The sequence below is a fragment of the Pseudoflavitalea rhizosphaerae genome (assembly GCF_003991355.1).
Classification (GTDB): domain Bacteria; phylum Bacteroidota; class Bacteroidia; order Chitinophagales; family Chitinophagaceae; genus Pseudobacter; species Pseudobacter rhizosphaerae.
In genome coordinates, this window is the sequence record NZ_RCSU01000015.1 from 120600 (window position 1) to 145816 (window position 25217).

Genomic DNA, 25217 nt, shown 5'->3' on the forward strand with positions numbered 1-25217 from the left:
GAGGATCATCTGATAGCCTTACTCAGCTGCTTCAATGTTACATACATGATCCCCATCATCACTGAATAGCAGAGCACCATGCTCCAGGCGATCCTGTTCTCCACCGGATGCAGTATCATCTCAAAAATATCCCCCATCAATACAAACGGATTGGAAATGATATCCCAGGTATTGAAACGGAGGAACCGCCCGATATACACTCCCCATGCATTGAGGAACATTACAGGCGCCATGAACCACCATTCACGGATCTGCGGCACAAGTACATGCCAGATCTTTTCCATTTGTCTTACACTCAGTACGCCCATCATTACACCATTCCAGGCGCAGCTCAGGATCAGGGCCAGGTCATACCAGCGCGGCATGTTAGGAGTAGAGCCAAGATGAAAAAGATCTGTGATGATATAGAATGCATTCGGCATCCAGAACAACCAGAGAAGAAATACAATGATGAATTTAATACGGGTGTTGATCAGTCGGGGTTCACGGCTGATGGCCTTCGTAATAAGATAAGGTAAAAAAGCCAGGAAAAGATTCCAGACAAGGAAGAGATAAGTAAACTGGCCTGTGTAAACGATCCTGCCGCTTATCATGGCAATGCTGAACAGTACTGAAAGCGAAAGCGCTTTATCGATCTGCTCCGATGGAAGGAAACGGCGTATGCTGAGAGCCGTTAGTTTCAATGTACTCATAAAAGGGCAATGATTTTTGGAATGAAAATAAATGCACCGGCTGTTACAGCGGTGAGGGCTGCAATCAACACGGCTCCTGCTGCGAGGTCTTTGATGGCGCCGATCTTCGGATCTTTTTCCGTAGAAATGAAATCCATGGTCCTTTCTACACAGGTGTTCAATATCTCTGTTACCCAAACGAACCCTATCGCTATCACAATTGCGGTCCATTCCCAGCGCTCTAATTGTAACCATAAGCCTGCAATGATGATCATTACTGTGGCTACCAGATGGATTATGGCATTGTGCTCATACCTGAGCAGGTTCCGTATGCCCTTGAATGCATAACCGAAACTATTGGCCCTGGCCCGGAGTGAAAATTTTTCGTTGGTCATCGATGTTTGTTTAGCAATGATTCCGGTGAATTGAAAGCACTTTGTAATACAAAGTGTATGCCGGAAAAAATAGACCCACATGGGTCATTATGAAAAGAAGAAGGAATTTTTGATCCTCCTTCGTTTCACAAAACAAAGAAATCTTTTTCAGAAATGCCAGATAAAATAAAACAGGCGCCCCATATTTAACGTTTGGAGCGCCTGTGGAATAATATGAGCTGCGATTACTTTTTGAACATGCCGCTTACTACCAGGTCTTTGCTTCCTTGTGTGTATTTATAAAATCCTTCTCCGCTCTTGGCGCCAAGGTAACCGGCGGTAACCATATTGGTGAGCAGGGGACAGGGAGCATATTTGGGATTGCCGAATCCATCGTGCAGTACTTTGAGGATGGAATAGCAAACGTCCAGTCCTATAAAGTCGGCCAGTTGCAGTGGTCCCATCGGATGCGCCATACCGAGTTTCATTACCGTATCGATCTCTTCCACCCCGGCTACGCCTTCATAAAGACTGTAAATGGCTTCGTTGATCATCGGCATCAGGATGCGGTTGGCGATGAAACCGGGATAGTCGTTCACCACGCAGGGAACTTTGCCCAGTTGTTTGCTCAGCGCCACGATCATGTCTGTAACCTCTTTGTCTGTTGCATATCCATTGATGATCTCTACCAGTTTCATTACCGGTACAGGGTTCATGAAGTGCATACCGATCACTTTATTGGCCCTTTTGGTAACGGAGGCAATTTTAGTGATGGAAATAGAAGATGTATTGGTGGCCAGGACAGCGTGGGGATTGGCGAACTCGTCGAGCTGTTTGAAGATCTTCAGTTTCAGGTCAACATTCTCAGTAGCGGCTTCCACCACCAGTTCAGCATCGAGAACGCCGGCGGCAAGATCATTGAAAGTGGAGATCCTGCCGAGGGCAGCCGCCTTCTGATCTTCAGTGGCGCTTCCTTTGGCTATTTGTCTGTCGAAGTTCTTTGTGATAGTCTGTAAAGCTTTTTCAAGCTGGGGCTGGTTCACATCAATGAGGTTCACTTTAAAACCACCCTGGGCAAATACATGCGCAATTCCATTGCCCATAGTGCCCGCGCCTATGACGGCTACCTGTTGTAATGACATACAATGTTTTTTAATATGCAGATAAGTACAAGCGGGGCAAATGTAGAAAAAAAACTAACAGTTATTTGTTTTTGAAGTCGCCCCTTTTCCAGGCATTCACGAATTCAGCCCAGGCGAAGGGATTAAAGATATTCTGGGGAGGCGCCTGTCCGTAATAGTAGTACTTGCTGGCATTATTGCGGAGCATCATGTTCGAAGCCTCTCGGCCGTCGGATGGGAGGGCCCTGGCCAGGATGCGGCGTTTGGTTTCGTCGTTGTTCTGGCGCGCGATCTCGATGGCATCGGAGGGGATACTGATATTTACGAAGTCCCTTTCAAACTCTTCCTTGGTGGGACGGGGTTTAATGATAGTGGCAGGGAGATATTCGGCATCTACCACCAGCAACTGGATCATGCTGTACTGGTTGCCTTCAATATCCCGGGGAATATCTACTAATTTGGCTTTGTAGCCTACTGAAGTGAACTCGATCTGGTCTCCTTTCATCACCACGATCGAGAACACCCCCTGTTCGTTACTGACGGTACCCCGGTTCTGTCCTTTTACAACAACACTCACAGAAGGAATACCCTTCAGGCTGTCAGCTGTCATCACGATCCCATACAATTGAACAACGGAATCCTTAAGTTTCTCAAATTGGGCGTTGGCCGCAAAGGGAGTGATAATGCTGACTACCAACAGGATTAGTAAATGTCTTTTCATGCAATTCAAATATACAGACTATGAATAAAATACACTCAACAAAATACCCTCCTTAATGGTTAATTTTGCAGCCAACTGATTCTTTTAACAAAATAACTAGACGAATGACCCCGGAGAAAATATTGCAGGCTTTGAGCAATGTACAGGAGCCTGATCTTGGTAAAGACATTGTGACACTCAACATGGTGAAAGACATCGTGGTGGAAGGCAACAATGTTTCCTTCACTGTTGTGCTCACCACTCCGGCCTGCCCCATGAAAGACCTTATCCGGAATGCCTGTGTGAACGCCGTGAAATTGCTGGTGAACAAGGAAGCGAACGTTACCGTGAATTTCACAGCCAATACCAGCAGCACCCGTAAAGATACCCAGGCCGTTCTTCCCAAAGTGAAAAATATTATTGCTGTTGTGAGTGGAAAAGGCGGAGTAGGAAAAAGCACCGTTGCTGCCAACCTGGCGCTCGCTATCGCCAGCAGCGGGGCTTCTGTAGGGTTGATGGACGCAGATATTTATGGTCCGAGTGTGCCCATTATGTTTGGTGTTCGCGGACAAAGGCCGATGATGCGTGCTGTGGAAGGAAGTGAAAAAGGGATGATCGTTCCCCTGGAAAAATATGGTATCCGACTTATGAGTATCGGATTGCTGGTAGACGAAAAAAATGCCGTTGTCTGGCGTGGTCCCATGGCAAGCAGCGCTATCCGCCAGTTTGCTACCGATGTGGATTGGGATGAGCTGGATTACCTGATCATCGATATGCCTCCTGGTACCGGTGATATTCACCTGACGTTGATGCAAACTGTTCCTGTAACTGGCGTTGTTGTGGTGACCACTCCGCAGGAAGTGGCGCTGGCCGATGCCAAGAAAGGGATCGCCATGTTCGGACAGGCGCAGATCAGGGTGCCCATTATCGGATTGGTGGAGAATATGAGCTACTTCACACCTGCAGAATTGCCGGACAATAAATATTATATCTTCGGAAAAGATGGTGGCAAGAAACTGGCTGAAGAATACGACATTCCATTCCTTGGTCAGATCCCGCTGGTGCAGGGTATCCGCGAGGGCGGCGACAATGGTAAACCAGTTATGATCAGCGATGATAATGTAACGAAAAGAGCCTTCATGGAATTCGCCGCCAATACCATCAGGAGCATCGCTATGCGCAATGCAAACCTGGCAGCCACCAGGGTAGTGGAAGTGATCGATTAAGAATTATCCCTTTAAAATATCCAACTATGAAACCATTGGTCCTTTCAGTTATTTGTTTATTCACTGTACTGGTTGCCGGTACTGCCTGCCGCAGCACCAAAAAAGTAACCGTGGTAAAGTCAAAACCATTACCACCTGGGCAGGTCAAGAAGCTCACGGGATCGCAGTCAGCCAAACCGTATGCGCCTGGGCAGCGCAAGAAGAAGTATAAGCATAAACACTGATGTATAACCTATCCGAATACGTAGAAAAGGATCCTGCCACCGTGCTGGCTTTTATACAGCAACATCCCTTTGCAACCCTGATCGGCAGCGATGCCGGAGGCGTTCCTGTAGCAACCCAGGTGCCGCTACTGATCAGGCAGCAAGGAAATTACCTATCGCTGCGCGGTCATATAATGCGGAAGACCAGCCATCATAAAGCATTTGAACAGAACCCGCGTGTACTGGCGCTTTTCAGCAGTCCGCATACCTACGTGAGCCCGAGTTGGTACAGCAATCCGCGTTCCGGGGGTACCTGGAATTATATGTCGGTCCAGGCGCAGGGTGAGATGGAGTTTACCAATGAAACAACACTGCTGGAGATCTTACGCGAAACACAGAACCAGTTCGAGAATGACCCGGCTTCGCCATCTGTGTATGAAAATCTTTCACCGGAATATGTGAACCCATTGGCGAAAGCGATTGTCGGTTTCCAAATAAAGGTTACTAAACTTGATGCCACTTTCAAGCTGAGCCAGAACCGTGATGAAGCCAGTTACCATAACATCATCGCGCAACTGAAAAAAGGTTCTGCCGATGCTCAGTTCATTGCATCGGAAATGGAAAAAAGAGCATCACAATTATTTAAGAACAAATGATCGGCATTATCCTGTAACATTGGGGTATGAAGAAGATCGTTTACACTATTGCCACAGGCGCTCTGTTGCTGGCAGCCTGTTCCACACAGAAAAAATCAACTGTGCAATTACCCGCATTCGACGCTGAAGGTCACCGCGGCTGCCGCGGCATCATGCCGGAGAATACCATTCCCGCCATGCTGCATGCCCTCGATCTCAATATCACCACCCTGGAAATGGATGCCGTGATCACCAAAGACAAACAGGTGGTCCTCTCGCATGAGCCTTTCTTCAATCATCATATCACTACAAGGCCCGATGGTTCACTGGTGCCTGAGGCCGAAGAGAGAAATCTGAACATCTTCCGGATGACCTACGAAGAAACACAGCGCTACGACGTAGGACTCAAGCCCAACCCGGCTTTCCCGAAGCAACGGAAAATGGCCGCCACCAAACCGCTGCTCAGCGAAGTGATCGAAAAAGTGGAAGCCGCTGTAAAACAGAAAGGACGCAAGCCAGTCTTTTATAATATCGAGACCAAAACACAACCTGCCACCGACAATATTTTTCATCCTGCTCCCGAAGAATTCGTTGATCTTTTGATGGGCGTGATCAATAAAGCCGGCATTGCCGATCGTGTGATCATCCAGAGCTTCGATTTCCGCACATTGAAAGTGCTGCATGCGAAATATCCTAAAACGATGACAGCCGCATTGGTAGAAGGCCATGATAAACGCAGCCTGCAGCAGCAACTGGATGAGCTTAGTTTTACACCAACCATTTACAGTCCGCATCATTCGCTGGTCACCAAATCCGTGGTGGAAGCCATTCATCAGCGTAATATGAAGATCGTTCCCTGGACAGTGAATGATAAAGCTGGAATAGATAAATTGAAAGCGCTGGGAGTGGATGGGGTCATTTCCGATTACCCGGATTTGTTCTGATTACTTTGCGAGTGCCCAGTCGCTCGCCTCCGGCGAGTGACTTCTATTCCGTCGCCTCCGGCGACACAGTGTTCGCCGGAGGCGAACAAAAAAAAAGTCACTCGCCGGAGGCGAGCGACTGGGCACACGCCGTGCATTATTTGTTCAGCCATTGCAGGGCATTTCTATGCAGTAATTTCTCTTTTATCTTATTATCCAATTCCATTTCCTGTATCAATTTCCCCGGAACATGCTCGCCTAACGGGAAGGGATAATCGCTGCCTAAACAGATCTTATCTTCTCCCATCGTATCGATCAGAAATTTCATCGCTGCTGCATCATGCACTAAACTATCCACCCAGAATTTACCGATATAATCTCTTGGAGAAACAGGATTATCTATCGCTACTAAATCTGGTCTCACATCAAAGCCATGTTGGATCCTGCCGATAGTAAAGGGAAAAGAACCGCCCCCATGTGCAAATGCCACGCGCAGCTTCGGGAACTTTTCAAATACGCCACCGAAGATCATGCTGCAGATAGCCCGGCTCGTCTCCGCTGGCATACCTACCAGCCAGGGCAGCCAATACTTCTGCATTTGATTTTCGCCCATCATTTCCCAGGGATGCACAAAAAGAGCGCAGCCCAGTTCCGATGCGGCTTCATAGAAAGGGAAGAAAGAGGGATCCGATAGATTCTTTCCGTTGATATTACTACCGATCTCGAGACCGGGCAGTTTCAGTTCATGTACGCAGCGTTCCATCTCACGTACAGACAAATCGATGTCCTGCAAAGGAACAGTGCCAAGTCCGATGAACCGGTTTGGTTGCAGACCTGCTGTTTCTGCAATATGATCATTGAAGAAACGGGAGGTCTCCAGTCCATCTGCCGGCTTTGCCCAGTAATTGAATAAAACAGGAATAGTGGAAAGTACCTGGATGTCTACACCCGTTGTATTCATTTCCTCTTCGCGAACTGAGGCTTTGAAACAATTGTCTTCTACTTCCCTGAACAGCTTATCACCTTTCATCATGCAGGCTTTGCAATTGCGATGTTCCAGGTGAATGAATTCTCCGTACCCGAATTTCTGAACCCAGTTGGGCATTTTTTCGGGCATGATATGCGTGTGTATGTCGATCTTCATACGGGGATTACTTTTTCACGGGCGGCTCCATTACGGTACCGCATTTTTTACAGGTGCGCAGCTCAACAGAGCCATAGAATTTTTCCATGATCGGAGGCAGTTGCTTCACGATATCTTTTACAAATACGAATTCTTCAAACAGTTTATTGCCACAGTTCTCGCAGAACCACATGAAGGCGTCTTTCTCGTTCTCTTCATCTTCACGGATCTTTTCGATCACCAGTCCAACAGTATTGGCGGGCCTTTGCGGACTATGCGGGGTCATTGGCGGCAACAGGAACATATCGCCTTCATTGATGGGAATGCTGCGGGGCTCGCCATTGTCGATGATCTTGAGTACCATATTACCTTCCAGCTGGTAATACAATTCTTCGCTTTCATTGTAGTGATAATCTTTACGTGCATTGGGGCCGCCAACCACCATCACGATAAAATTCTCTGCATCCTTGTAAACGCATTGATTGCCTACAGGAGGTTTCAGCAGATCGCGGTGGTCATCGATCCATTTCTTGAGATTGAAAGGTGCTGCTATTGGCATATGACAGGTTTTAGCAATGTAATGATTATGAAGTCGGGCGCGGTAAAGTTAATGTTTTAGCGGAAGGCCAAAACATAATTAATCTGTGTACATTTGAAGCCCTATAAAAAAGCTTGCTATGAATCTTTCTCTCGAAGGAAAAAATGCCCTGATCTGCGGAAGTTCGCAGGGAATCGGGCTGGCTATTGCAGAAGAACTGGCTTTGCTCGGCGCCAATTGTACGCTCCTGGCCCGCAATGAGGAATCGCTGAAGCAGGCGGTACATAAACTTGATATTGCGCTCAGGCAACAACACAATTACCTGGTAGCTGATTTCAGCAAACCAGAAGCAGTTGCAAGTGTGGTCCGTACACATGTGGCATCTAATCCCATTCATATCCTGGTCAACAATACCGGAGGTCCGCCTCCGGGGCCGATCGTTGAAGCAACGCCGGAACAATTCCTGAATACTTTCAATCAACACCTGATCTGCAATCACCTGCTCACGCAGGCTGTTGTTCCCGGAATGAAAGCCGCGGAATTCGGAAGGATCATCAATATCGTGAGCACATCCGTAAAGATCCCGCTCAAAAACCTGGGCGTGTCCAATACTATCCGCGGTGCTGTGGCCAGTTGGGCCAAGACCATGAGTATCGAGCTTGGTCAGTTCAATATCACTGTGAACAATGTATTGCCCGGCGCTACCACAACAGCGAGGCTGGAAGGTATTGTGAAGAACGCTTCAATGAACAAGAACATTTCTGAAGAAGAAGTGGCGGAAGAAATGACGAAGGAAGTGCCGATGCGCAGGTTCGGTAATCCCGGAGAAGTGGCTGCTGTAGCGGCTTTCCTGGCATCGCCCGCAGCGAGCTATGTAACGGGCACCAGTATCCCTGTGGATGGCGGTAGAACAGGATCCATTTAATTTGAATTTTTGTTATGCAACAAGATATCCCCTGGCATCTCGAGAATTTCATCGGCGGCAGTTTTATCGGCCCGCTGAGTGGAAACTTCATCGATAATTTCAATCCCGCTACTGGTGAAGTGAGCGGCAAGATCCCCGACAGTAATGAACAGGATGTGGCAGTAGCTGTGAAAGCTGCTCAGAAAGCATTCACCACCTGGTCTGTTACACCACTGGAAAAGAGGTTTGAAATACTCAACCGCATCGCAGAGCTCATCGATGATAACAAAGAACTGTTTGCGCTCGCCGAATCTAACGATAATGGCAAACCGCTTTGGCTGAGCCGTAAAGTGGACATTCCACGGGCTTCTGCCAATTTCAGGTTCTTCGCCACCGGCATCATGCATTTTGCCGCCGAGAGCCACCAGATGGAAAACAGCGCCATCAACTACACCCTTCGTCAACCGATCGGAGTAGTAGGTTGTATATCTCCGTGGAATCTCCCACTTTATCTTTTTACCTGGAAAATAGCGCCCGCGCTGGCTGCAGGCAATTGCGTGATCGCAAAACCATCAGAAGTAACGCCACTCACTGCATTCTTGTTGGGGCGGGTGGTGAAGGAAGCAGGACTGCCGGACGGTGTGCTGAATATTCTTCATGGAACCGGCCCGGTTACAGGCGAAGCTATCATTCAGCATCCTGCCATTAAAGCGATTTCATTCACCGGCAGCACGCGTGCCGGAGCACGCATTGCATCCGTGGCTGCACCTGTATTCAAAAAATTATCACTCGAACTGGGAGGTAAGAACCCCAACATCATATTCGCCGATTGTGATTGGGAAAAGATGATGAACACTACTGTTCAATCATCCTTCGCCAACCAGGGACAGATCTGTCTCTGCGGCAGCCGCATCCTGATAGAAGCAAGTATCTACGATAAATTCAAAACAGAATTTGTAGAAAGAGTGAAAGCCCTGAAAGTAGGAGACCCGATGGATGAAAGAAGTAAACAAGGCGCCATCGTCAGCAAAGTGCATTTTGATAAAGTCATGGGCTGTATCGAAAAAGCAAAAGAAGAAGGCGGCACTGTTATTGTTGGCGGACATGCCGTGAAACCGGAAGGCCGTTGCGCCAATGGCTGGTTCATTCAGCCTACGGTGATCGAAGGCGTTGGTCCGGATACAATCACCAACCAGGAAGAGATCTTCGGACCAGTGGTGACCCTTCAAAAATTCAATACGGAAGAAGAAGCATTGCAACTCGCAAATGCCACGCAATACGGGCTGGCCGCCACTATCTGGACCAGCAATCTCACCCGGGCACATCGTGTAGGCGCACGCGTTGAATCCGGCATCATCTGGATCAACTGCTGGCTGCTCCGCGATCTCAGAACGCCATTTGGTGGCGTGAAGAACAGCGGCGTGGGCCGCGAAGGCGGATGGGAAGCATTGCGCTTTTTCACTGAAGCAAAGAATATCTGTGTGCAATTGTAAACAATAATCATGAGCAAAGAAATAGTACATACCACATCGGCAGCCACTCCATTAGGCGCTTATCCCCATGCAAGAAAAGTAGGCAACCTGCTCTTCCTCTCCGGTATCGGACCGAGAAGCGCCAAAGACAATTCCATTCCCGGATTGGAGCTGGATGCAGAAGGCAATATCGTGAAATATGATATCGAAGCCGAATGTCATTCTGTATTCGCCAACGTGAAAGCTGTGCTGGAAGCCAGTGGCAGCAGCTGGGACAAGATCGTGGATGTGACTGTTTTTCTTACCAACATGAAAAAGGATTTTCCCATTTACAATAAGATCTATGCCGAATACTTTACCAGTGTACAGGCCTGCAGAACTACTGTAGAGATCAAAAGTCTGCCCACGCCGATTGCTATCGAACTGAAAGTGATCGCCACTATCGATTAGAACCTGTTATAACATATACCCATAAACGCATTTGAATGAATTACCAGAACACCCTGGAATTTGCACAACAAGCCGATCAGCAGGATCCCCTGCGTTCTTTCCGCGAAAGATTCCTCATACCACAAGTGAATGGCAAAGACGCAATCTATTTTACCGGTAACTCACTTGGTCTTCAACCCAAAACTGTCCGTTCCTATATTCAACAGGAGTTGGACGACTGGGCTACATACGGCGTGGAAGGCCATTTCCATGCAAAGAACCCCTGGTTTTCTTATCACGAGATCTTTCCTGAAAAAGTGAGCAAGATCGTGGGGGCATTGCCGGAAGAGGTAGTAGTGATGAATCAGCTCACTGTGAACCTGCATTTGCTGATGGTGAGCTTTTACAGGCCCAACAAACAGCGTTACAAAATCATTTGTGAAGCGAAGGCATTCCCTTCCGATCAATATGCGCTTGAAACGCAACTGAAATTCCACGGCTATGATCTGAAGGATGCACTGGTGGAGATCGCTCCGCGCGAAGGTGGGCATACCATGCGCATCGAAGATATTCTCACTGCCATCGAAACACATAAGGATTCACTCGCCCTCGTTATGTTCGGCGGTGTGAACTATTACAGTGGTCAGGTGCTGGACATGAAGACCATCACTGAGGCAGCCCACAAAGCTGGCGCCATTGCGGGTTTCGACCTGGCGCATGGGGCAGGGAATATTCCTCTTGAGTTGCATAACTGGAATGTGGACTTTGCCTGCTGGTGCAGTTATAAATATTTGAACTCCGGTCCTGGTAGTGTTGCCGGTGCATTCGTGCATCAAAAGCATCTTGGGAATAAAGAGTTGCCTCGCTTTGCAGGCTGGTGGGGACATACAAAGGAAACCCGCTTTCTCATGCAGCCTGGTTTCGATCCTATTCCAACGGCAGAAGGATGGCAATTGAGCAATGCACCTGTTCTGAGCATGGCCGCACACAAGGCATCGATTGATATTTTTGATGAGGCCGGAATGCCTGCCTTGGTGAAGAAAGGCAGGGCACTGAGTGGTTATCTGCAGTTCATTTTGGAAGAAATGAATGCACAGTCAGGAACAAAAGTAGTAGAAGTGATCACGCCTTCAAATGAATCCGAGCGCGGATGCCAGGTGAGCCTGCTGATGCTGGTGCGTGGAAAGGAAGTTTTCAAAACACTGATGGACCGCGGCGTGATCGCAGATTGGCGCGAGCCCAATGTGATCCGCGTAGCGCCCGTTCCGATGTACAACAGGTTTGAAGATGTGTGGATGTTCGGACAGATCATCAAAGAAGTGCTGGCAACTGCAGTGGTTAGCTAATCATCGGGGAGCACTCGCTCGCCTCTGGCGAGTGAGTAATATTTGTTCGCCTCCGGCGAACACCGCGTCGCCGGAGGCGACAAAATAAAAGTCACTCGCCAGAGGCGAGCGACTGGGCACACGCAAAGTAAACTTATCATAATAAATTTTTCCGCCGNAAAGTAAACTTATCATAATAAATTTTTCCGCCGTGCAAAAAAAAGAAATCCTGATCGTTGGCGCAGGCCTTGTTGGTTCCCTGCTTTCGGTATATATGGCTAAACGTGGACATAAAGTGAAACTCTATGAACGCAGGCCCGATATGAGAAAGGAAACGATGGCAGCGGGAAGGTCCATCAACCTGGCGTTGAGCGACCGTGGCACCAAAGCCCTCGAAAAGATCGGACTGGCCGACGCCATCCGTGAGATCTCCATACCTATGCATGGTCGTTATATCCATCATACCGATGGCAGCAGCGCCTTCCAACCTTATGGAAAAGAAGGACAGTTCATCAACTCTGTTAGTCGCGGTACCCTCAATAAAAAACTGATGGACCTCGCAGAAGAGAACGGCATCGAGATCTTCTTCGAGCACAAATGTTCGCATGTGGACTGGAAAACGAATACTGTAACATTCGAAACCGGTGGTAAGAACGTAGATGTAAAAGCCGGCCTGATCTTCGGAGCAGACGGAGCATTCTCTGCAGCCCGCCTCCAGCACCAGTTACAGGCTGATCGTTTCGATTATCAGCAATTCTATATCGATTGCGGCTACAAAGAGCTCACCATCCTGCCCAATGCAGAAGGCGATTTCGCGATGCACGTGAATGCCCTGCATATCTGGCCCAGGAAGGAATTCATGCTTATCGCCCTGCCGAACCTCGACAAAACATTTACCTGCACTTTGTTCTTCCCCTTTGAAGGACCGCAGTCTTTTTCAAGGCTCGATACCAAAGAAAAAGTGAAAGACTTTTTCGAGAAGACCTTCCCCGATGCAGTGCCGCTGATGCCTACCTACCTGGAAGATTTCTTCAATAATCCCACATCATCACTCGTAACGGTGAAATGTTATCCCTGGGTTCGCGAAGATAAGTTTGCGCTGATCGGTGATGCTGCGCATGCTATCGTGCCATTCTTCGGACAGGGCATGAATGCCGGTTTTGAGGATTGTAGCGTACTGGATGACCTGATGGAGCATCATGGTGATCATTGGGATGCCATCCTGGAAGAATTCCAGTTGCTGCGCAAGCCCGATGCAGACGCCATCGCTGACCTGGCCGTAAATAATTTCACTGAGATGCGCGACAGGGTAGCTGATCCCAAATTCCTGCTGCAGAAAAAGATCGAAGCGAAGCTGAACGAGAAATTCCCGGACAAATGGATACCCGCTTATTCCCTGGTGACTTTCAGCCCGCATATCTGCTATTCCGAAGCGCTGGCCAATGGAATGAAGCAGGAAGCCATCATGCAACAGATCATGCAGCGTGCAGATATAGAATCCCGCTGGGATGATGATGTTTTGCACCGGGAAATTGTGGATCAGTTATAGGATTGTATCTTCGCGCCCATGACACGTCAACAACTGGTGGAGGAGATCCGCAAGAAGCAGTCCTATCTTTGTGTTGGACTGGATACCGATATTACCAAGATCCCGAAACACCTGCTGGCCGCAGCAGATCCCGTTTTCGAGTTCAACCGGATGATCATCGATGCAACCAAAGATCATTGCGTCAGTTACAAGATCAATACCGCTTTCTATGAAGCCCTTGGCCGCAGAGGCTGGGATTCCATGGAAAAAACGGTGGACTATATCGGTACTTCCCATTTCACCATTGCTGACGCCAAACGCGGAGATATCGGTAATACCTCCACGCAGTATGCCAAGGCATTCTTCGAAACGCTGAATTTCGACGCTATCACAGTAGCCCCTTACATGGGCTCAGACAGCGTGAAGCCTTTCCTGGAATATAAGGGCAAATGGACGATCCTGCTCGGACTTACTTCCAATCCCGGGGCACAGGATTTTGAATTGCAGCCCGCTGGCAATGGACTGCTCTACGAAAAAGTGCTGACCACTGCCGCCCAATGGGGTACACCCGAAAACCTCATGTACGTGGTTGGCGCCACACAGGCCGATTCATTTACTGCTATCCGCAGTCTCACACCTGATCATTTCTACCTCGTGCCCGGAGTTGGCGCGCAGGGTGGAAGTCTCAAAGAGATCTCCGCCAAAGCCATGAACAAGGACGTTGGATTACTGGTGAACGCGAGTCGCGCCGTGATCTTCGCTTCTTCCGGTGAGGACTTTGCTGAGCGCGCTGCTGAAGTGGCGAAAGGATATGCGCAGGAAATGGCAGGCTACCTCAAAGCATAATTTTTTATTGCCGCACAAAACGGGATACCCATTGCTGAGTGATCCCGCCATTGAGCGTTCCCTTACGGCAACGCTGCTAACTGCTAGTTGAAATTAATTTCGCTGTGCCCAGTCGCTCGCCTCCGGCGAGTGACTTGTATTTAGTCGCCTCTGGCGACGCAGTGTTCGCCGGAGTCGAACAAATAGAACTCACTCGCCGGAGGCGAGCGAGTGAGCACACTGTGTTAAATATCTTTCGTTTTCTTATTCTTCTCTTCCACTTTGAATGGAAGGTTATGACCAATAGTTATATCTCCAAAGCTTGTCTTCACTTTCACGGAAGTTTCACCGCCGCCTGATTTACCCGTGTAATCGAAATCGAATTTCGGTCCACGGCCTTCATCTTCATCTTCTTTATTGATCGCGAAACTTGTTTTGTTTTTCAGTTTGGCAAAGCTGGTACGGATATTATATGTTGCAGAAAAATTGGTTGGAACATCCAGCAGGAGCGGAGAGAAGCTATTCTTTACGGTCACATTCTTTACGCCATTATCCAGGTTCAGTTTTGCGCTGCTGTGCTCTACGTCTATATTCAGCTCGCCGCTTGTCTTGCGTACTTCAACGGAGGAAAATTTGATGACCAGATTTCCATTGTTCATCGCGTCCAGGATGAGCGAGCCGAATTCCACCTGTATCTTTTTTGCATTGCTCAATTTACCGATCCTTGCGCTGCCGAATTTGCTGATCACTGTTGTTTCTCCTGAATGATCGCCGATAACCAGTGGGCCGAATTCATTGGATGCATAAAGAGGGTTCTGTGCCGGCAGGAACACTTCATAGTCCACCTGGAATCCTTGTTTCTCCCCTTTTTCCCAGCGCTGGTTCTTATTACTTTTTGTGTTTGTTTTGAAAACAACTCCGTTGGAAGTTTTGCTATCGCTGATGTTGATGCCGTCCAGGATGCTTTGAGCGCGTTCATCGGTTTTGGCTTCTGCAGTGATGGTCACTTCCACTTTCACTTCATTCTTAGCCCAGGTATTGATCCTGAGTTCGCCGAACTGATTGATGACAGAGACTTTATCGCTACTGTTCAGCGTATACGATTTGGTGTACACTTTTTTCTTTTCCACCAGGGGATTTTCCGATGCGATGGCGGTACCTGCAAAGGCGAGGCAGAGTACCAGTAAGAATGCGTTATATACTTTTGACATGGTTTTGTGTTTTTGATTGTTTGATCTGCTGAATGATCTGAAGCTGCTGATTAAGCAGTTCTGTCTGCATCTTCAGGTTCTCGATCATGGCTTCCAGCAATTGTTCACGATTAGGGTTGGAGGGCAGCTCTTTTTTCAGGTTGTTATAAGAGCTGTCCAGTTGACTGATATCGCCCAGGAATTGTTGGTAGAGCTCGGGATTATCTTTTTCGATCTGTTTGAGTTCTTCCTGTTTCAATTCAATGAGCTGGGTGAAATGGTATACTTCTTTTGCATAGGTTGGATTGATCTTCTGGAGCAGATCATCCTTCTGGCTTTGCGTTGAGGCCGTGCCGGAAAGTGTGGGTTTATCGATGAGATGGAAAACACCGAGCCCCGCCAGTACCAGGATAGCCGCTGCAGCGCTCCATTTCAGGATGGTGAGCGTGAGCACCCTGCCACCGCTGTTTTTTTTGGGTGCTGGATTGGCATCTGCCTGGAGTTGTTGCTGCAGGTCTTTCCAAACTCTGGGTGATGGCTCTTCTCCGTCGAATTCTTCGCGATGGTCACGGATGAAGTTTTCTAACTGGCTCATGATATTCCTCCTTGTTTCAAAAGGTTCAGTAATTTTTGCTTTGCACGGACATATTGTGTGCGGACGGTATTGTGCGATATGCCGAGGATCCCCGAGATCTCTTCATGATCATAACCTTCCAGCAGATAAAGGCTCAGTACAGCGCGATACCCGTCCGGTAATAACTGGATGTATTTTTTTATTTCGGCTACCCTGAACTGCAATTCAGCTTCATCGATCCCTTTCTCTTCAGGAATTGCTTCCACGCCGTTCTCGTCCAGTTCACTCAGCTGCATCTTCTTTTTGCGGAGAATGTTGATGGATTTATTGATCACAATCCTTTTCAACCATGCCCCGAATGTGGAACGGTAATGGAAATCGTTCAATGATCTGAAGGCATCCAAAAACGCCTCCTGTAACACGTCTTCCGCGTCACCTGTATTGTTGACGATGCGCAGGCTCGTGTTGTACATAGCCCTGGCGTACCGCTGGTAAAGGGCTTCGAAGCCGGTGGGGTCCCCTCGTTTACAGCGTTCCACCAACTCATCCTGGACAATGGTTGCAGTCAGCTCCAAAATGAATGATTTTAATGTTTAAGTTATTGTAGAGACACTGGCCTGTCAAACATGTTGCATCTTCCACCTCAAATCGTTCCATTTTTCTTACATTAGCACACAATAAATTGCTCGTCATGGCCGCTAAAACCGATCTTTTTGTTAGTCCGGACTATTTTTCGCTCGATGAATTGCTCACTGAAGAACAGAAACTGGTGAGGGAGTCTGTCCGAAATTATGTAAAGAAAGAGATTTCTCCCATCATTGAAGATTATGCCCAGCGGGCAGAATTCCCGCAGCATATCGTAAAACAAATGGGTGATCTGGGTTGTTTTGGCCCCACCATCCCCGTGGAATACGGCGGCGGTGGCCTGGACCATATCAGCTATGGCCTGATGATGCAGGAACTGGAAAGAGGCGACAGTGGCGTTCGCTCCACCGCCTCCGTGCAGGGATCACTGGTGATGTATCCCATCTACGAATTCGGAAGCGAAGAGCAACGTAAGAAATACCTGCCCAAACTCGGCAGCGGCGAATGGCTGGGGTGCTTCGGCCTCACTGAGCCGGACCATGGATCCAATCCGGCAGGTATGCTGACCAATATTAAAGATGCCGGTGATCATGTGGTCCTCAACGGCGCCAAAATGTGGATCAGCAATGCGCCCTTCGCGCAGGTGGCCGTTGTTTGGGCCAAAGATGAGGCAGGCGATATCCGCGGACTGATCGTGGAGCGCGGGATGGAAGGTTTTACCACACCCACCACCCACGGCAAATGGAGCCTGCGCGCTTCAGCAACTGGTGAACTGGTTTTCGATAATGTAAAAGTGCCGAAGGAAAATATACTTAATGTAAAAGGATTGAAAGGACCTTTGAGCTGTTTGACCAAGGCCCGTTACGGCATCGCCTGGGGTACTGTTGGAGCAGCGATGGATTGTTACGATACCGCATTACGCTATTCAAAGGAGCGTGTGCAGTTCGACAGACCCATCGGCGGTTTTCAACTGCAACAAAAGAAACTCGCTGAAATGATCACCGAGATCACCAAAGCGCAGTTGTTGAACTGGAGGGTTGGTGTGCTGATGGACCAGCACAAAGCCAATCCGCAACAGGTGAGCATGGCAAAGCGCAATGGCTGCGAGATCGCTACCAATATTGCACGCGATGCACGCCAGATGCTGGGCGGCATGGGCATTACCGGGGAATATTCCGTGATGCGTCATATGATGAACCTGGAAAGCGTGATCACCTACGAAGGTACACACGATATTCACCTGCTCATCACCGGTATGGACGTTACAGGATTCAATGCATTCAAATAATTTTACGAGTACCACAACACAATGAGGATTTTTTTGATAGGGTTCATGGGTGCAGGTAAAACGCACTGGGGTAAGCAGGTTGCCAACCGCATGGGGCTTCCATTCCAAGACCTGGATGAACTGATCGTGGCACAGGAAGGCAAGTCGATCGCTGACATCTTTACCGCGAATGGTGAAGAATATTTCCGCCTCGCTGAAAAACAAATGCTGGAAGAACTTGTTGAAAGGGAGGACAGCATGATCATTTCATGCGGAGGTGGTACGCCCTGCTTCTTCAATAATATCGATTTCATGAAGCGCTATGGCATCGTGGTATGGCTCAATACCCATGTGGAAGTGATATTGCAGCGCCTGTTGAAAGAAAGGATGCACCGCCCGCTGCTGAAAGATATCAAAGATGAAGACCTCCGCAATCATATCATCCGTAAACTGAATGAAAGACGGATGTACTATGAGCAGGCTGATGTGATCATAGACAAGGAAGATTCGATCTCGATGAACGATTTTATTCAAACAGTGTTACATGCATAAAGGATATTTGAAAACAGCGGCGCTGCTTGGCGCACTGACTGTTGCACTGGGCGCTTTCGGCGCTCATGGATTGAAGAAACTGGTGCCTGCGGAAACGGTGTCTACTTTTGAAACAGGCGTTCGTTACCAGTTCTATCATGTTTTCGCTTTACTGATCGTTGCTATTCTTTATGCCAATTATTCCCAGCGGTGGCTGAAATATGCCGCCAACAGCTTCCTGGCAGGTATCGTATTGTTCAGCGGTTCCCTTTATCTGCTTACCGCATTGAAAGCAACTGAAACGGTAGGATTATCCGGTATCGGAGCTATTACGCCAATTGGTGGAGTGTTCTTTATTCTCGGATGGTTGTTTTTGTTCAGGGCTGTTGCTGTAAAATAGCTCAGAGAGGAAGTTCAAACACAAGTACGGCGCCTTCACAATTCTGCACATGGAAGCTGCCACCAATCAGTTCCATCCTGCGCTTCATATTACTAAGTCCATTACCGAAGCGGCGCAGTTTTTCTGTATCGATACCAACACCATTGTCAGCTATCTTAACTACTAATCGGTTATCCCTTGTAGCTATCTCGATGCGCAATTGCGATGCCTGCGAATGTTTCATTGCATTGTTGAGCGCTTCCTTGATGCTGAGGAAAATATTACGGCGTTTTTCCCCGGAGATCTCTGCCTGCGGAATTACAACCGGCATTTTTACGCTGCAATCGATCGGCGTACTGTCGAAGTATTCGATGGCATGTGCGCGAATATATGCCACCAGGCTTTCCACTGTATCATTGGAGCTCTTCATGGTCCAGATGATGGTATTCATCTTACCTAAAAGATCGTTGGCCGAATTGGAGATCTTTTCCAGTTCGGGAAAGCTTTGTCCCTTCATACGGCTTTTCAGGATCTCGCTCATGAGGCGGATGGCGGTAACGCCCGATCCCAGTTCATCGTGCATATCGGCGGAGATGCGGTCGCGCTCATGCTGCGTGGCGGTAACAACGGCCATTTGTTTTTCGAATTCCTTTCTTTCATTATCCAGCTTGAGCCTTTCCCTTTCTTTTACTCTTTCGATGATATCACGGCGGTTCTTGTAGGCGAGGCCGGAGAGGAAGAGGATCAGTTCAATCACCAGTCCGAGCTCATAATAGAAAAGTGCGCGGTTCAGCAGCAGGATACTTTTGCTGAAATTCCATCCGAACATGATGATGCCCTGTGAGATGATGGCAAAGAAGATCAGTGCAAAACTTCCACCTGCGAGATAATTCAACAGCGGGTCTTTTCGTTTAATGGAATATACGATGAACATGATGGCGATCAAAAGGAAAAATATCTTGATCACGAATTCCATATTGTTCAGCACCACATACTTGCTGGTAGTGAAATACAGAAGAGTGAAGATGGCAGCCAGGATGGCCAGCGGCCAGAGCGTGATCTTCAGGAATTTGTTGAGCCAGGGATGGTTCTCTTCCGTGTTCAGGAATTTCCGCACGAAGATCAGGTAAGTGAATACACTCGCGATCATGATCATAAAATCCAGGTACTCTTCATAAAAATAATGGAACCAGGAGGCGGACATATTCATGTATGATTTGCCGAAGAGCAGGCAGGCCGTGCACAGTGTATAGATGGCGTAATAGATGAATTCCTTGTTACGGTTCTGAATATAAACTGCCAGCGAGTAAAAGATCATCATCAGCATTACGCCGGTAGCTACATAGGTTACTATATCGAGACTGAAATCGAGATCACGTTTGCGGGTGATCCATTCATCGAGATAGTCCGTCTCAATCAGGTATGGCGTAAAAATATTTATATTGGTGCGAACGAAATTGAAGCGGCAGTAATACACGGCCCTTTCACGGGGCTGGAGAACGATGAGCTGGCAGCCTGGAAATTTTGGACATTCCTCACCGGTTGGTTTGAGTTGGAACTGTCCGGCAGGATCTTCGGCAGAGAATTTGAATAAGCTGATATCCCTGCAATAAAAAGCCGGCAGGAAGAAGACCTTTTTTACGGAGTCGCTGCCATTGTAAAGGGCGAACCGGAGGTAATTGTCTTTTTCCATCAGTTCCGCCGACGGAGGATATTGTGGGTAAAAGCGCCTGACGATATCAGGTCTGAATGCCAGGTAAGGAATGGCTGTGTCTGCAATCTTTTCGCCTTTGGGAAGCGAAGCGAACCAGCAGGATTTACCGATGGAGGAGTCCAACCTGATCCTGGCCACATTTACAACGGCGCTGTCTGACTGGCCCATACCCCGGAGGGTAGAAACCAGTAGAATTATCAGTAAGAAAGGTTTCAGGTAATGGTTGTTTCTCATCCTGGGTTTGGCCGGTCCATTGATTTGGCCTTGTAAAATACAATTTTTCCCAGTGCTGGTGCCGCTTTTATTTGTTATATGACAGTTGTTCTCTACTACTTATCTTTGTAATCATGGCCAATCGCTTAAAGTCCAGTAAAAGCAAATCGCCCGATCCGGATAAATTGAAACCTGAGAAAGAAGAACAGGTTACCGTAAAGGAATTGGTGAAAGATGAACGCACGCACAAAATTGCCGGAACCGTGGCATTGCTGCTCTGCTGTTTCCTGTTTATCGCCTTCGTATCCTATGTATTTACCTGGAGGGAAGACCAGGACAAGGTTTTCAAAGGGGCATCCATCTTATTGCCTTCCACTGAAGTAAAGACCAGCAACCTGCTGGGAAATATCGGCGCATACATATCACATCAGTTTTTTTACAATGCATTCGGCATTGCTTCTTTCCTTTTCTGCTCATTCTTTTTTGTATTGGGCGTAAACGGATTGTTCGGCAGGAAACTATTTTCCATCTGGCGTAATCTGCGCTACCTGATTGCCGGTGTATTGTATTTCAGTGTAGCTGCCTCCTTTTTTGCAGGCGGCTCCGACTTCAGTTGGGGCGGCGCCCTGGGCAATATGCTGAGCGACTGGTTGGTGAAGATGCTCGGTAATGTGGGCACATTCGTACTGCTTTTTGCAGGCGGCCTCGCTTATATCATCTGGCGTTTCAATCCAACCTTCAAGGTACCGAGTATACCTAAGCGTAAACTGGCTGCCATACCTGCCAATGTGGACCCTGAAACAGGAGAACTGAAAGAGGAAGAGAAAGATGAGGAAGAAGAAGTGAAACCTGTAAAGCCAAACAAGAAGAACCAGCTTAAAAAAGATAATGGGGCATTGGTAACTCCGCCACTGGTAGTGGAAGAGGAAGCCCCGCTCGATCTCCAGGTCATTGAAAAGGATCCGGACCCTGAAGAACTGGTATTGAACAATACCGGGGAAGAAGAGGAGGAAGAGGAGATCGAAGAAGAGGAGGAAGAAGCGCCATTTGAAGAAGATGATGAAGAGGTTGAAGAAGAGGAGGAAGAGGTGGAAGTGGTCCCGGCGCCGGTGATAAGCCCGCGCAACAATAAACCGCAGGCGCCCAACCTGGAACTGGAGATCAAGACCTACTCACCTGAACCCTCAGACGAAGATCTTCCTGAAACGGTAGGAGAGGATGCGCCACCCGCAGTTGTGCTGGCGCCCTATGATCCTGCCCTCGATCTGCGCGATTACAAATATCCCAGCCTGGACCTGCTTGAACAACACGGCAGTGAGAAGATCATCCAGGATCCCGCAGAACTGGAGAACAACAAGAACCAGATCATCAACACGCTCAAGAACTACGATATCAATATCCAGAAGATCAGCGCCACCGTTGGCCCTACAGTAACACTGTATGAGATCGTACCCGCCGCTGGTGTGCGGATCTCACGTATCAAGAACCTGGAAGATGATATCGCGTTGAGCCTGGCAGCCCTCGGTATCCGCATCATCGCACCGATCCCCGGAAAAGGCACCATCGGTATCGAAGTGCCGAATGTGAAGAAAACCGTGGTGAGCATGAAATCACTGCTGGCCTCTGAGAAATTCCAGTTCAACAATCATAGTTTACCTGTTGCCATCGGTAAGAAGATCGACAATGATAATTTCATTGTGGACCTCGCTACCATGCCGCACCTGCTGATGGCGGGCGCCACCGGTCAGGGTAAATCAGTTGGCCTCAATGCCATCCTGGTTTCACTGCTGTACAAGAAACATCCGAGCCAGCTGAAACTGGTGCTGGTAGATCCCAAAAAAGTGGAGCTGAGTTTGTACCGCACCATCGAAAGACATTTCCTGGCCAAGCTTCCCGGAGAAGATGAGGCCATCATCACCGATACCAAGAAAGTAATAAATACACTGAATGCATTGTGTATTGAAATGGATAATCGTTACGATCTGCTCAAGGAAGCCGGCACCCGTAACATAAAAGAGTACAACGAGAAATTTGTAAAACGAAAACTGAACCCGCAGAAAGGCCACCAGTACCTGCCATTCATTGTACTGGTAGTGGATGAATTTGCAGACCTGATCATGACGGCGGGTAAGGAAGTGGAAATGCCGATCGCGCGTCTGGCGCAGCTGGCCCGTGCTGTGGGCATCCACCTGATCATCGCAACGCAACGTCCTTCCGTAAATATCATTACCGGTACCATCAAGGCCAACTTCCCGGCCCGTATCGCATTCAAGGTTTCCAGTAAGATCGACTCCCGCACTATTTTGGACACAGGCGGTGCTGAACAGTTGATCGGGAAAGGTGATATGCTGATCTCCTACAACGGTGAACTCACCCGTCTGCAATGCGCTTTCGTGGATACGCCCGAAGTGGACAGTGTCTGCGAAAATATCGGCAACCAGAACGGTTATCCCCAGGCATTCCTCTTACCTGAATACGTAGACGAAAAAGACATGGAGGGAAAAGATTTCGATCTGAACGACAGGGACTCGCTCTTCGAAGATGCAGCCAGGCTGATCGTGCAGAACCAGATCGGTTCCACTTCTCTGCTCCAGCGCAGGATGAAACTTGGCTACAACAGGGCCGGCCGCCTCATGGACCAGCTCGAGTCAGCAGGCATTGTAGGTCCCAGCCAGGGCAGCAAGGCACGGGATGTGCTGATTAAAACAGAGATGGACCTGGAGCAGCATCTGGCCAATTTCCTGTAATGGCATGAAGCTCATTCATTAGTAATTTGTTAATGTGAAAACCCCGTGCAAACCCGGGTGCATAATTATCGTCTTACATGTGCCGCGCAAACAATATCTTTGCGGCCTTTACGAAAAGTATCTCAGATGAAGAAAATATTTTTATTTTTTGCAATTGTTTCTATCTCAATGTCAGGCTTTGCTCAGGGCAATGATCCTGCTGCCAAGAAAATCCTCGATGCAGTAAGCGCCAAGTTCAAATCCTTCAAGGGAGTATTGGCCAGCTTCACCCTCAAGAATGAAGACAATTCCGGTAAGGTACTGGGCGTAAAAAAAGGAACTGTGTCCATGAAAGGCAACAAATACAAAGTTAGCCTTGCCGGTCAGGAGATTTTTTGCGATGGCACCACGGTTTGGACATACGACAAAGCTGCCAATGAAGTTACCATCAACAAGGTAGACAATAGCAGCGGCGCTATCACTCCCCAGAAATTATTCACCAACTTCTACGATAAAGATTTTTTGTACAAGCTCAATGGAGAAAAGAAAGAAGCTGGTAAAACCCTGCAGGAAATTGAAATGACGCCTGTAGATAAGACCAAGCAATTCCACAAAGTGTACATCCAGGTTAACAAAGCCACTCAAACACTGTACAGCACCAAAGTGCTGGATAAGCAACAAAACAAATTCATCTATACCGTTAACACCATGAACGGTAAAGCAGCGTTGGCTGATAACCTCTTCTCATTCGACAAAAGCAAATATCCCGGCGTAGAGGAAGTTGATCTTCGCTGATCAGCGGCGGCTATTCGCTGCTGCCCCAGCGGAAGGTCTTGATATCGAGACCGGCCAGGTCAAGCACCCTGTCCGTTACAGTTGCCGCCACTTCTTCGATTGTTGTGGGTTTGCTGTAGAAAGATGGAGTAGCAGGACAAATAATCCCTCCGGCTAATGTGAGGGTTTCCATATTGCGGATATGAATCAGATTATAAGGCGTATCTCTCACTAAACAGATGAGTTTACGCCTTTCTTTTAATATCACATCTGCAGCACGCGTGATAAGATCGGAAGACACGCCATTCGCGATACGGCCCAATGTACCCATTGAACAGGGGGCGATGATCATCGTGTTGAATTTTCCGGAACCCGAGGCAAACGGGGCCAGGAAATCCTTCACAGACCAGGTGGTAATATGATGTGCGGGATCATGCAGTAAACGCTCATAATCTTTATTGTCAAGCTCGGTTTCCCAAACCTGCTTCGCATTGTCCGTCATCACTACAGCCAGTTCCTGCCATTGATCAGGAATGCTCAACAACTTTTCTATGATCTGCTTCGGGTAAATAGAACCGCTCGCCCCGGTTACCGCCAGCACAATTTTATGCATGGTATTTGAGTTATGTTTGTATCTTAAACAAAAGTAAGTATGCAAACCCTGAAACTCGCGTTTTTGTTCAGCTGGCTCACCATTTTTTCCTGCGCACAACGCCCGAAGGAAGAAAAGGCAAAAATGAACTGGCTGACGCTGGAGGATGTGACAGCAAAAATGCAGCAGGAAAAAAGGCCCGTACTGATCGATCTTTATACGGACTGGTGCGGCTGGTGCAAGGTGATGGATAAACGCACTTACAGCAATAAGCAGGTGAGCGATTACGTGACTTCAAAATTCTATCCCGTCAAAATAGATGCGGAGAGCAAAAAAACTTTCACCTGGAAAGGGAAGGAATACAATTTCAATAAGAATGCCCGCACTCACGATTTTGCCATCTGGCTCACTAACGGACAACTATCATATCCCACCACTGTATTCATTCCTGTTGATGGCGACCCGCAGGCGATCCCAGGTTTCCTGGCGCCAAATGAACTTGAATTGCTGGTGAAATATTTCGGAGAAGGGAACGATAAGAAGATCTCTTTCGATAAATGGCATAAGGAATTCAAATCTTCCTGGTAAAGGCTACTTTGAATTGGCCTTCAGTCGCTCGCCTCCGGCGAGTGACTTCTAATTGGGGCTGACTAAAAAGGTCAGCTACTCAAAAAA

Annotated in this window: 26 protein-coding genes; 15 read left to right on the forward strand and 11 right to left on the reverse strand. The window is 48.1% G+C overall.

What is annotated here, in order from left to right; translation table 11 throughout:
- Nucleotides 1-5: 5 nt before the first annotated feature.
- The 4 genes from D9Y29_RS22365 to D9Y29_RS22380 all read right to left on the reverse strand — a co-directional run bounded on the left by D9Y29_RS22365 (nucleotide 6) and on the right by D9Y29_RS22380 (nucleotide 2887).
- Nucleotides 6-692: a DUF1361 domain-containing protein gene (locus tag D9Y29_RS22365; protein ID WP_127132456.1), complete on the reverse strand. Its 687-nt coding sequence runs from the start codon at nucleotides 690-692 to the stop codon at nucleotides 6-8.
- Nucleotides 689-1066, reverse strand: coding sequence for a diacylglycerol kinase family protein (locus tag D9Y29_RS22370; protein WP_127132457.1), 378 nt, complete (start codon nucleotides 1064-1066; stop codon nucleotides 689-691). The genes D9Y29_RS22365 and D9Y29_RS22370 overlap by 4 nt, the downstream gene beginning before the upstream one ends.
- A gap of 224 nt (nucleotides 1067-1290) precedes the next feature.
- Nucleotides 1291-2187 carry a 3-hydroxybutyryl-CoA dehydrogenase gene (locus D9Y29_RS22375; protein ID WP_127132458.1) on the reverse strand — a complete coding sequence of 299 codons (897 nt, stop codon included), beginning with the start codon at nucleotides 2185-2187 and terminating at the stop codon, nucleotides 1291-1293.
- Between the two features lie 61 nt (nucleotides 2188-2248).
- The gene (locus D9Y29_RS22380; protein ID WP_164735517.1) at nucleotides 2249-2887 is read right to left on the reverse strand and encodes a carboxypeptidase-like regulatory domain-containing protein; all 639 of its coding nucleotides are present in this window, start codon (nucleotides 2885-2887) and stop codon (nucleotides 2249-2251) included.
- A gap of 104 nt (nucleotides 2888-2991) precedes the next feature.
- Here D9Y29_RS22380 and D9Y29_RS22385 point away from each other — a divergent pair, with 104 nt between their 5' ends.
- From D9Y29_RS22385 to D9Y29_RS22400, 3 genes are all read left to right on the forward strand, one after another.
- Nucleotides 2992-4092: an Mrp/NBP35 family ATP-binding protein gene (locus D9Y29_RS22385; protein WP_127132459.1), complete on the forward strand. Its 1101-nt coding sequence runs from the start codon at nucleotides 2992-2994 to the stop codon at nucleotides 4090-4092.
- Nucleotides 4093-4315: 223 nt separating this feature from the next.
- The gene (locus D9Y29_RS22395) at nucleotides 4316-4951 is read left to right on the forward strand and encodes an FMN-binding negative transcriptional regulator (RefSeq protein ID WP_127132461.1); all 636 of its coding nucleotides are present in this window, start codon (nucleotides 4316-4318) and stop codon (nucleotides 4949-4951) included.
- Nucleotides 4952-4977: 26 nt separating this feature from the next.
- On the forward strand, nucleotides 4978-5874 hold the full coding sequence (locus D9Y29_RS22400; protein ID WP_127132462.1) for a glycerophosphodiester phosphodiesterase: 897 nt from the start codon (nucleotides 4978-4980) through the stop codon (nucleotides 5872-5874).
- A gap of 136 nt (nucleotides 5875-6010) precedes the next feature.
- Here D9Y29_RS22400 and D9Y29_RS22405 read toward each other — a convergent pair whose 3' ends face one another.
- Nucleotides 6011-6997, reverse strand: coding sequence for an amidohydrolase family protein (locus D9Y29_RS22405; RefSeq protein WP_127132463.1), 987 nt, complete (start codon nucleotides 6995-6997; stop codon nucleotides 6011-6013).
- A gap of 7 nt (nucleotides 6998-7004) precedes the next feature.
- On the reverse strand, nucleotides 7005-7535 hold the full coding sequence (locus D9Y29_RS22410; RefSeq protein ID WP_206513850.1) for a 3-hydroxyanthranilate 3,4-dioxygenase: 531 nt from the start codon (nucleotides 7533-7535) through the stop codon (nucleotides 7005-7007).
- A gap of 118 nt (nucleotides 7536-7653) precedes the next feature.
- Here D9Y29_RS22410 and D9Y29_RS22415 point away from each other — a divergent pair, with 118 nt between their 5' ends.
- The 6 genes from D9Y29_RS22415 to pyrF all read left to right on the forward strand — a co-directional run bounded on the left by D9Y29_RS22415 (nucleotide 7654) and on the right by pyrF (nucleotide 14018).
- Nucleotides 7654-8439, forward strand: a complete 786-nt coding sequence (locus D9Y29_RS22415; protein ID WP_127132464.1) for an SDR family oxidoreductase — start codon at nucleotides 7654-7656, stop codon at nucleotides 8437-8439.
- A gap of 14 nt (nucleotides 8440-8453) precedes the next feature.
- Nucleotides 8454-9911, forward strand: a complete 1458-nt coding sequence (locus tag D9Y29_RS22420) for an aldehyde dehydrogenase (RefSeq protein ID WP_127132465.1) — start codon at nucleotides 8454-8456, stop codon at nucleotides 9909-9911.
- A 9-nt stretch (nucleotides 9912-9920) separates the two neighbouring features.
- Entirely contained in the window at nucleotides 9921-10340 is a 420-nt protein-coding gene (locus D9Y29_RS22425) for a RidA family protein (protein WP_127132466.1), read from the forward strand.
- A gap of 35 nt (nucleotides 10341-10375) precedes the next feature.
- Nucleotides 10376-11665 (forward strand): kynureninase, encoded by a 1290-nt coding sequence (kynU, locus tag D9Y29_RS22430; protein WP_127132467.1) that lies wholly within the window; start codon nucleotides 10376-10378, stop codon nucleotides 11663-11665.
- 190 nt (nucleotides 11666-11855) lie between these two features.
- Complete coding sequence (locus tag D9Y29_RS22435; RefSeq protein ID WP_206513851.1) at nucleotides 11856-13193, forward strand: FAD-dependent oxidoreductase; 1338 nt, start codon at nucleotides 11856-11858, stop codon at nucleotides 13191-13193.
- Between the two features lie 18 nt (nucleotides 13194-13211).
- Nucleotides 13212-14018 (forward strand): orotidine-5'-phosphate decarboxylase, encoded by an 807-nt coding sequence (gene pyrF / locus D9Y29_RS22440; RefSeq protein ID WP_127132469.1) that lies wholly within the window; start codon nucleotides 13212-13214, stop codon nucleotides 14016-14018.
- A 224-nt stretch (nucleotides 14019-14242) separates the two neighbouring features.
- Here the strand turns inward: pyrF and D9Y29_RS22445 are convergent, their stop codons facing one another.
- From D9Y29_RS22445 to D9Y29_RS22455, 3 genes are read right to left on the reverse strand one after another with little or no spacing between them, the layout of a single operon-like run.
- Nucleotides 14243-15208, reverse strand: a complete 966-nt coding sequence (locus tag D9Y29_RS22445) for a DUF4097 family beta strand repeat-containing protein (RefSeq protein WP_127132470.1) — start codon at nucleotides 15206-15208, stop codon at nucleotides 14243-14245.
- Nucleotides 15192-15782 carry an anti-sigma factor gene (locus tag D9Y29_RS22450; RefSeq protein WP_127132471.1) on the reverse strand — a complete coding sequence of 197 codons (591 nt, stop codon included), beginning with the start codon at nucleotides 15780-15782 and terminating at the stop codon, nucleotides 15192-15194. The genes D9Y29_RS22445 and D9Y29_RS22450 overlap by 17 nt, the downstream gene beginning before the upstream one ends.
- A complete protein-coding gene (locus D9Y29_RS22455) occupies nucleotides 15779-16336 on the reverse strand; it encodes an RNA polymerase sigma factor (protein WP_127132472.1) in 558 nt (185 codons plus the stop codon). The genes D9Y29_RS22450 and D9Y29_RS22455 overlap by 4 nt, the downstream gene beginning before the upstream one ends.
- 116 nt (nucleotides 16337-16452) lie before the next feature.
- On the opposite strand from D9Y29_RS22455, the gene D9Y29_RS22460 reads away from it, so the two are divergent.
- Genes D9Y29_RS22460 through D9Y29_RS22470 form a run of 3 tightly spaced genes read left to right on the forward strand, consistent with a single transcriptional unit; the run spans nucleotide 16453 to nucleotide 18544 of the window.
- On the forward strand, nucleotides 16453-17634 hold the full coding sequence (locus tag D9Y29_RS22460; RefSeq protein WP_127132473.1) for an acyl-CoA dehydrogenase family protein: 1182 nt from the start codon (nucleotides 16453-16455) through the stop codon (nucleotides 17632-17634).
- Nucleotides 17635-17655: 21 nt separating this feature from the next.
- On the forward strand, nucleotides 17656-18165 hold the full coding sequence (locus tag D9Y29_RS22465; RefSeq protein ID WP_127132474.1) for a shikimate kinase: 510 nt from the start codon (nucleotides 17656-17658) through the stop codon (nucleotides 18163-18165).
- A complete protein-coding gene (locus D9Y29_RS22470) occupies nucleotides 18158-18544 on the forward strand; it encodes a DUF423 domain-containing protein (RefSeq protein ID WP_127132475.1) in 387 nt (128 codons plus the stop codon). Before D9Y29_RS22465 ends, D9Y29_RS22470 begins: the two co-directional genes overlap by 8 nt.
- 1 nt (nucleotide 18545) lies before the next feature.
- On the opposite strand, the gene D9Y29_RS22475 is transcribed toward D9Y29_RS22470, so the two are convergent.
- Nucleotides 18546-20471 (reverse strand): sensor histidine kinase, encoded by a 1926-nt coding sequence (locus D9Y29_RS22475; protein WP_127132476.1) that lies wholly within the window; start codon nucleotides 20469-20471, stop codon nucleotides 18546-18548.
- Between the two features lie 113 nt (nucleotides 20472-20584).
- Between D9Y29_RS22475 and D9Y29_RS22480 the strand changes: the two genes are divergently transcribed.
- Nucleotides 20585-23197: an FtsK/SpoIIIE family DNA translocase gene (locus D9Y29_RS22480; protein WP_127132477.1), complete on the forward strand. Its 2613-nt coding sequence runs from the start codon at nucleotides 20585-20587 to the stop codon at nucleotides 23195-23197.
- Nucleotides 23198-23323: 126 nt separating this feature from the next.
- On the forward strand, nucleotides 23324-23971 hold the full coding sequence (gene lolA1, locus D9Y29_RS22485) for an outer membrane lipoprotein periplasmic chaperone LolA1 (protein ID WP_127132478.1): 648 nt from the start codon (nucleotides 23324-23326) through the stop codon (nucleotides 23969-23971).
- A 10-nt stretch (nucleotides 23972-23981) separates the two neighbouring features.
- On the opposite strand, the gene D9Y29_RS22490 is transcribed toward lolA1, so the two are convergent.
- Complete coding sequence (locus D9Y29_RS22490; RefSeq protein ID WP_127132479.1) at nucleotides 23982-24563, reverse strand: UbiX family flavin prenyltransferase; 582 nt, start codon at nucleotides 24561-24563, stop codon at nucleotides 23982-23984.
- Between the two features lie 39 nt (nucleotides 24564-24602).
- Here D9Y29_RS22490 and D9Y29_RS22495 point away from each other — a divergent pair, with 39 nt between their 5' ends.
- The gene (locus D9Y29_RS22495) at nucleotides 24603-25130 is read left to right on the forward strand and encodes a thioredoxin family protein (RefSeq protein ID WP_127132480.1); all 528 of its coding nucleotides are present in this window, start codon (nucleotides 24603-24605) and stop codon (nucleotides 25128-25130) included.
- Nucleotides 25131-25217: the final 87 nt, after the last annotated feature.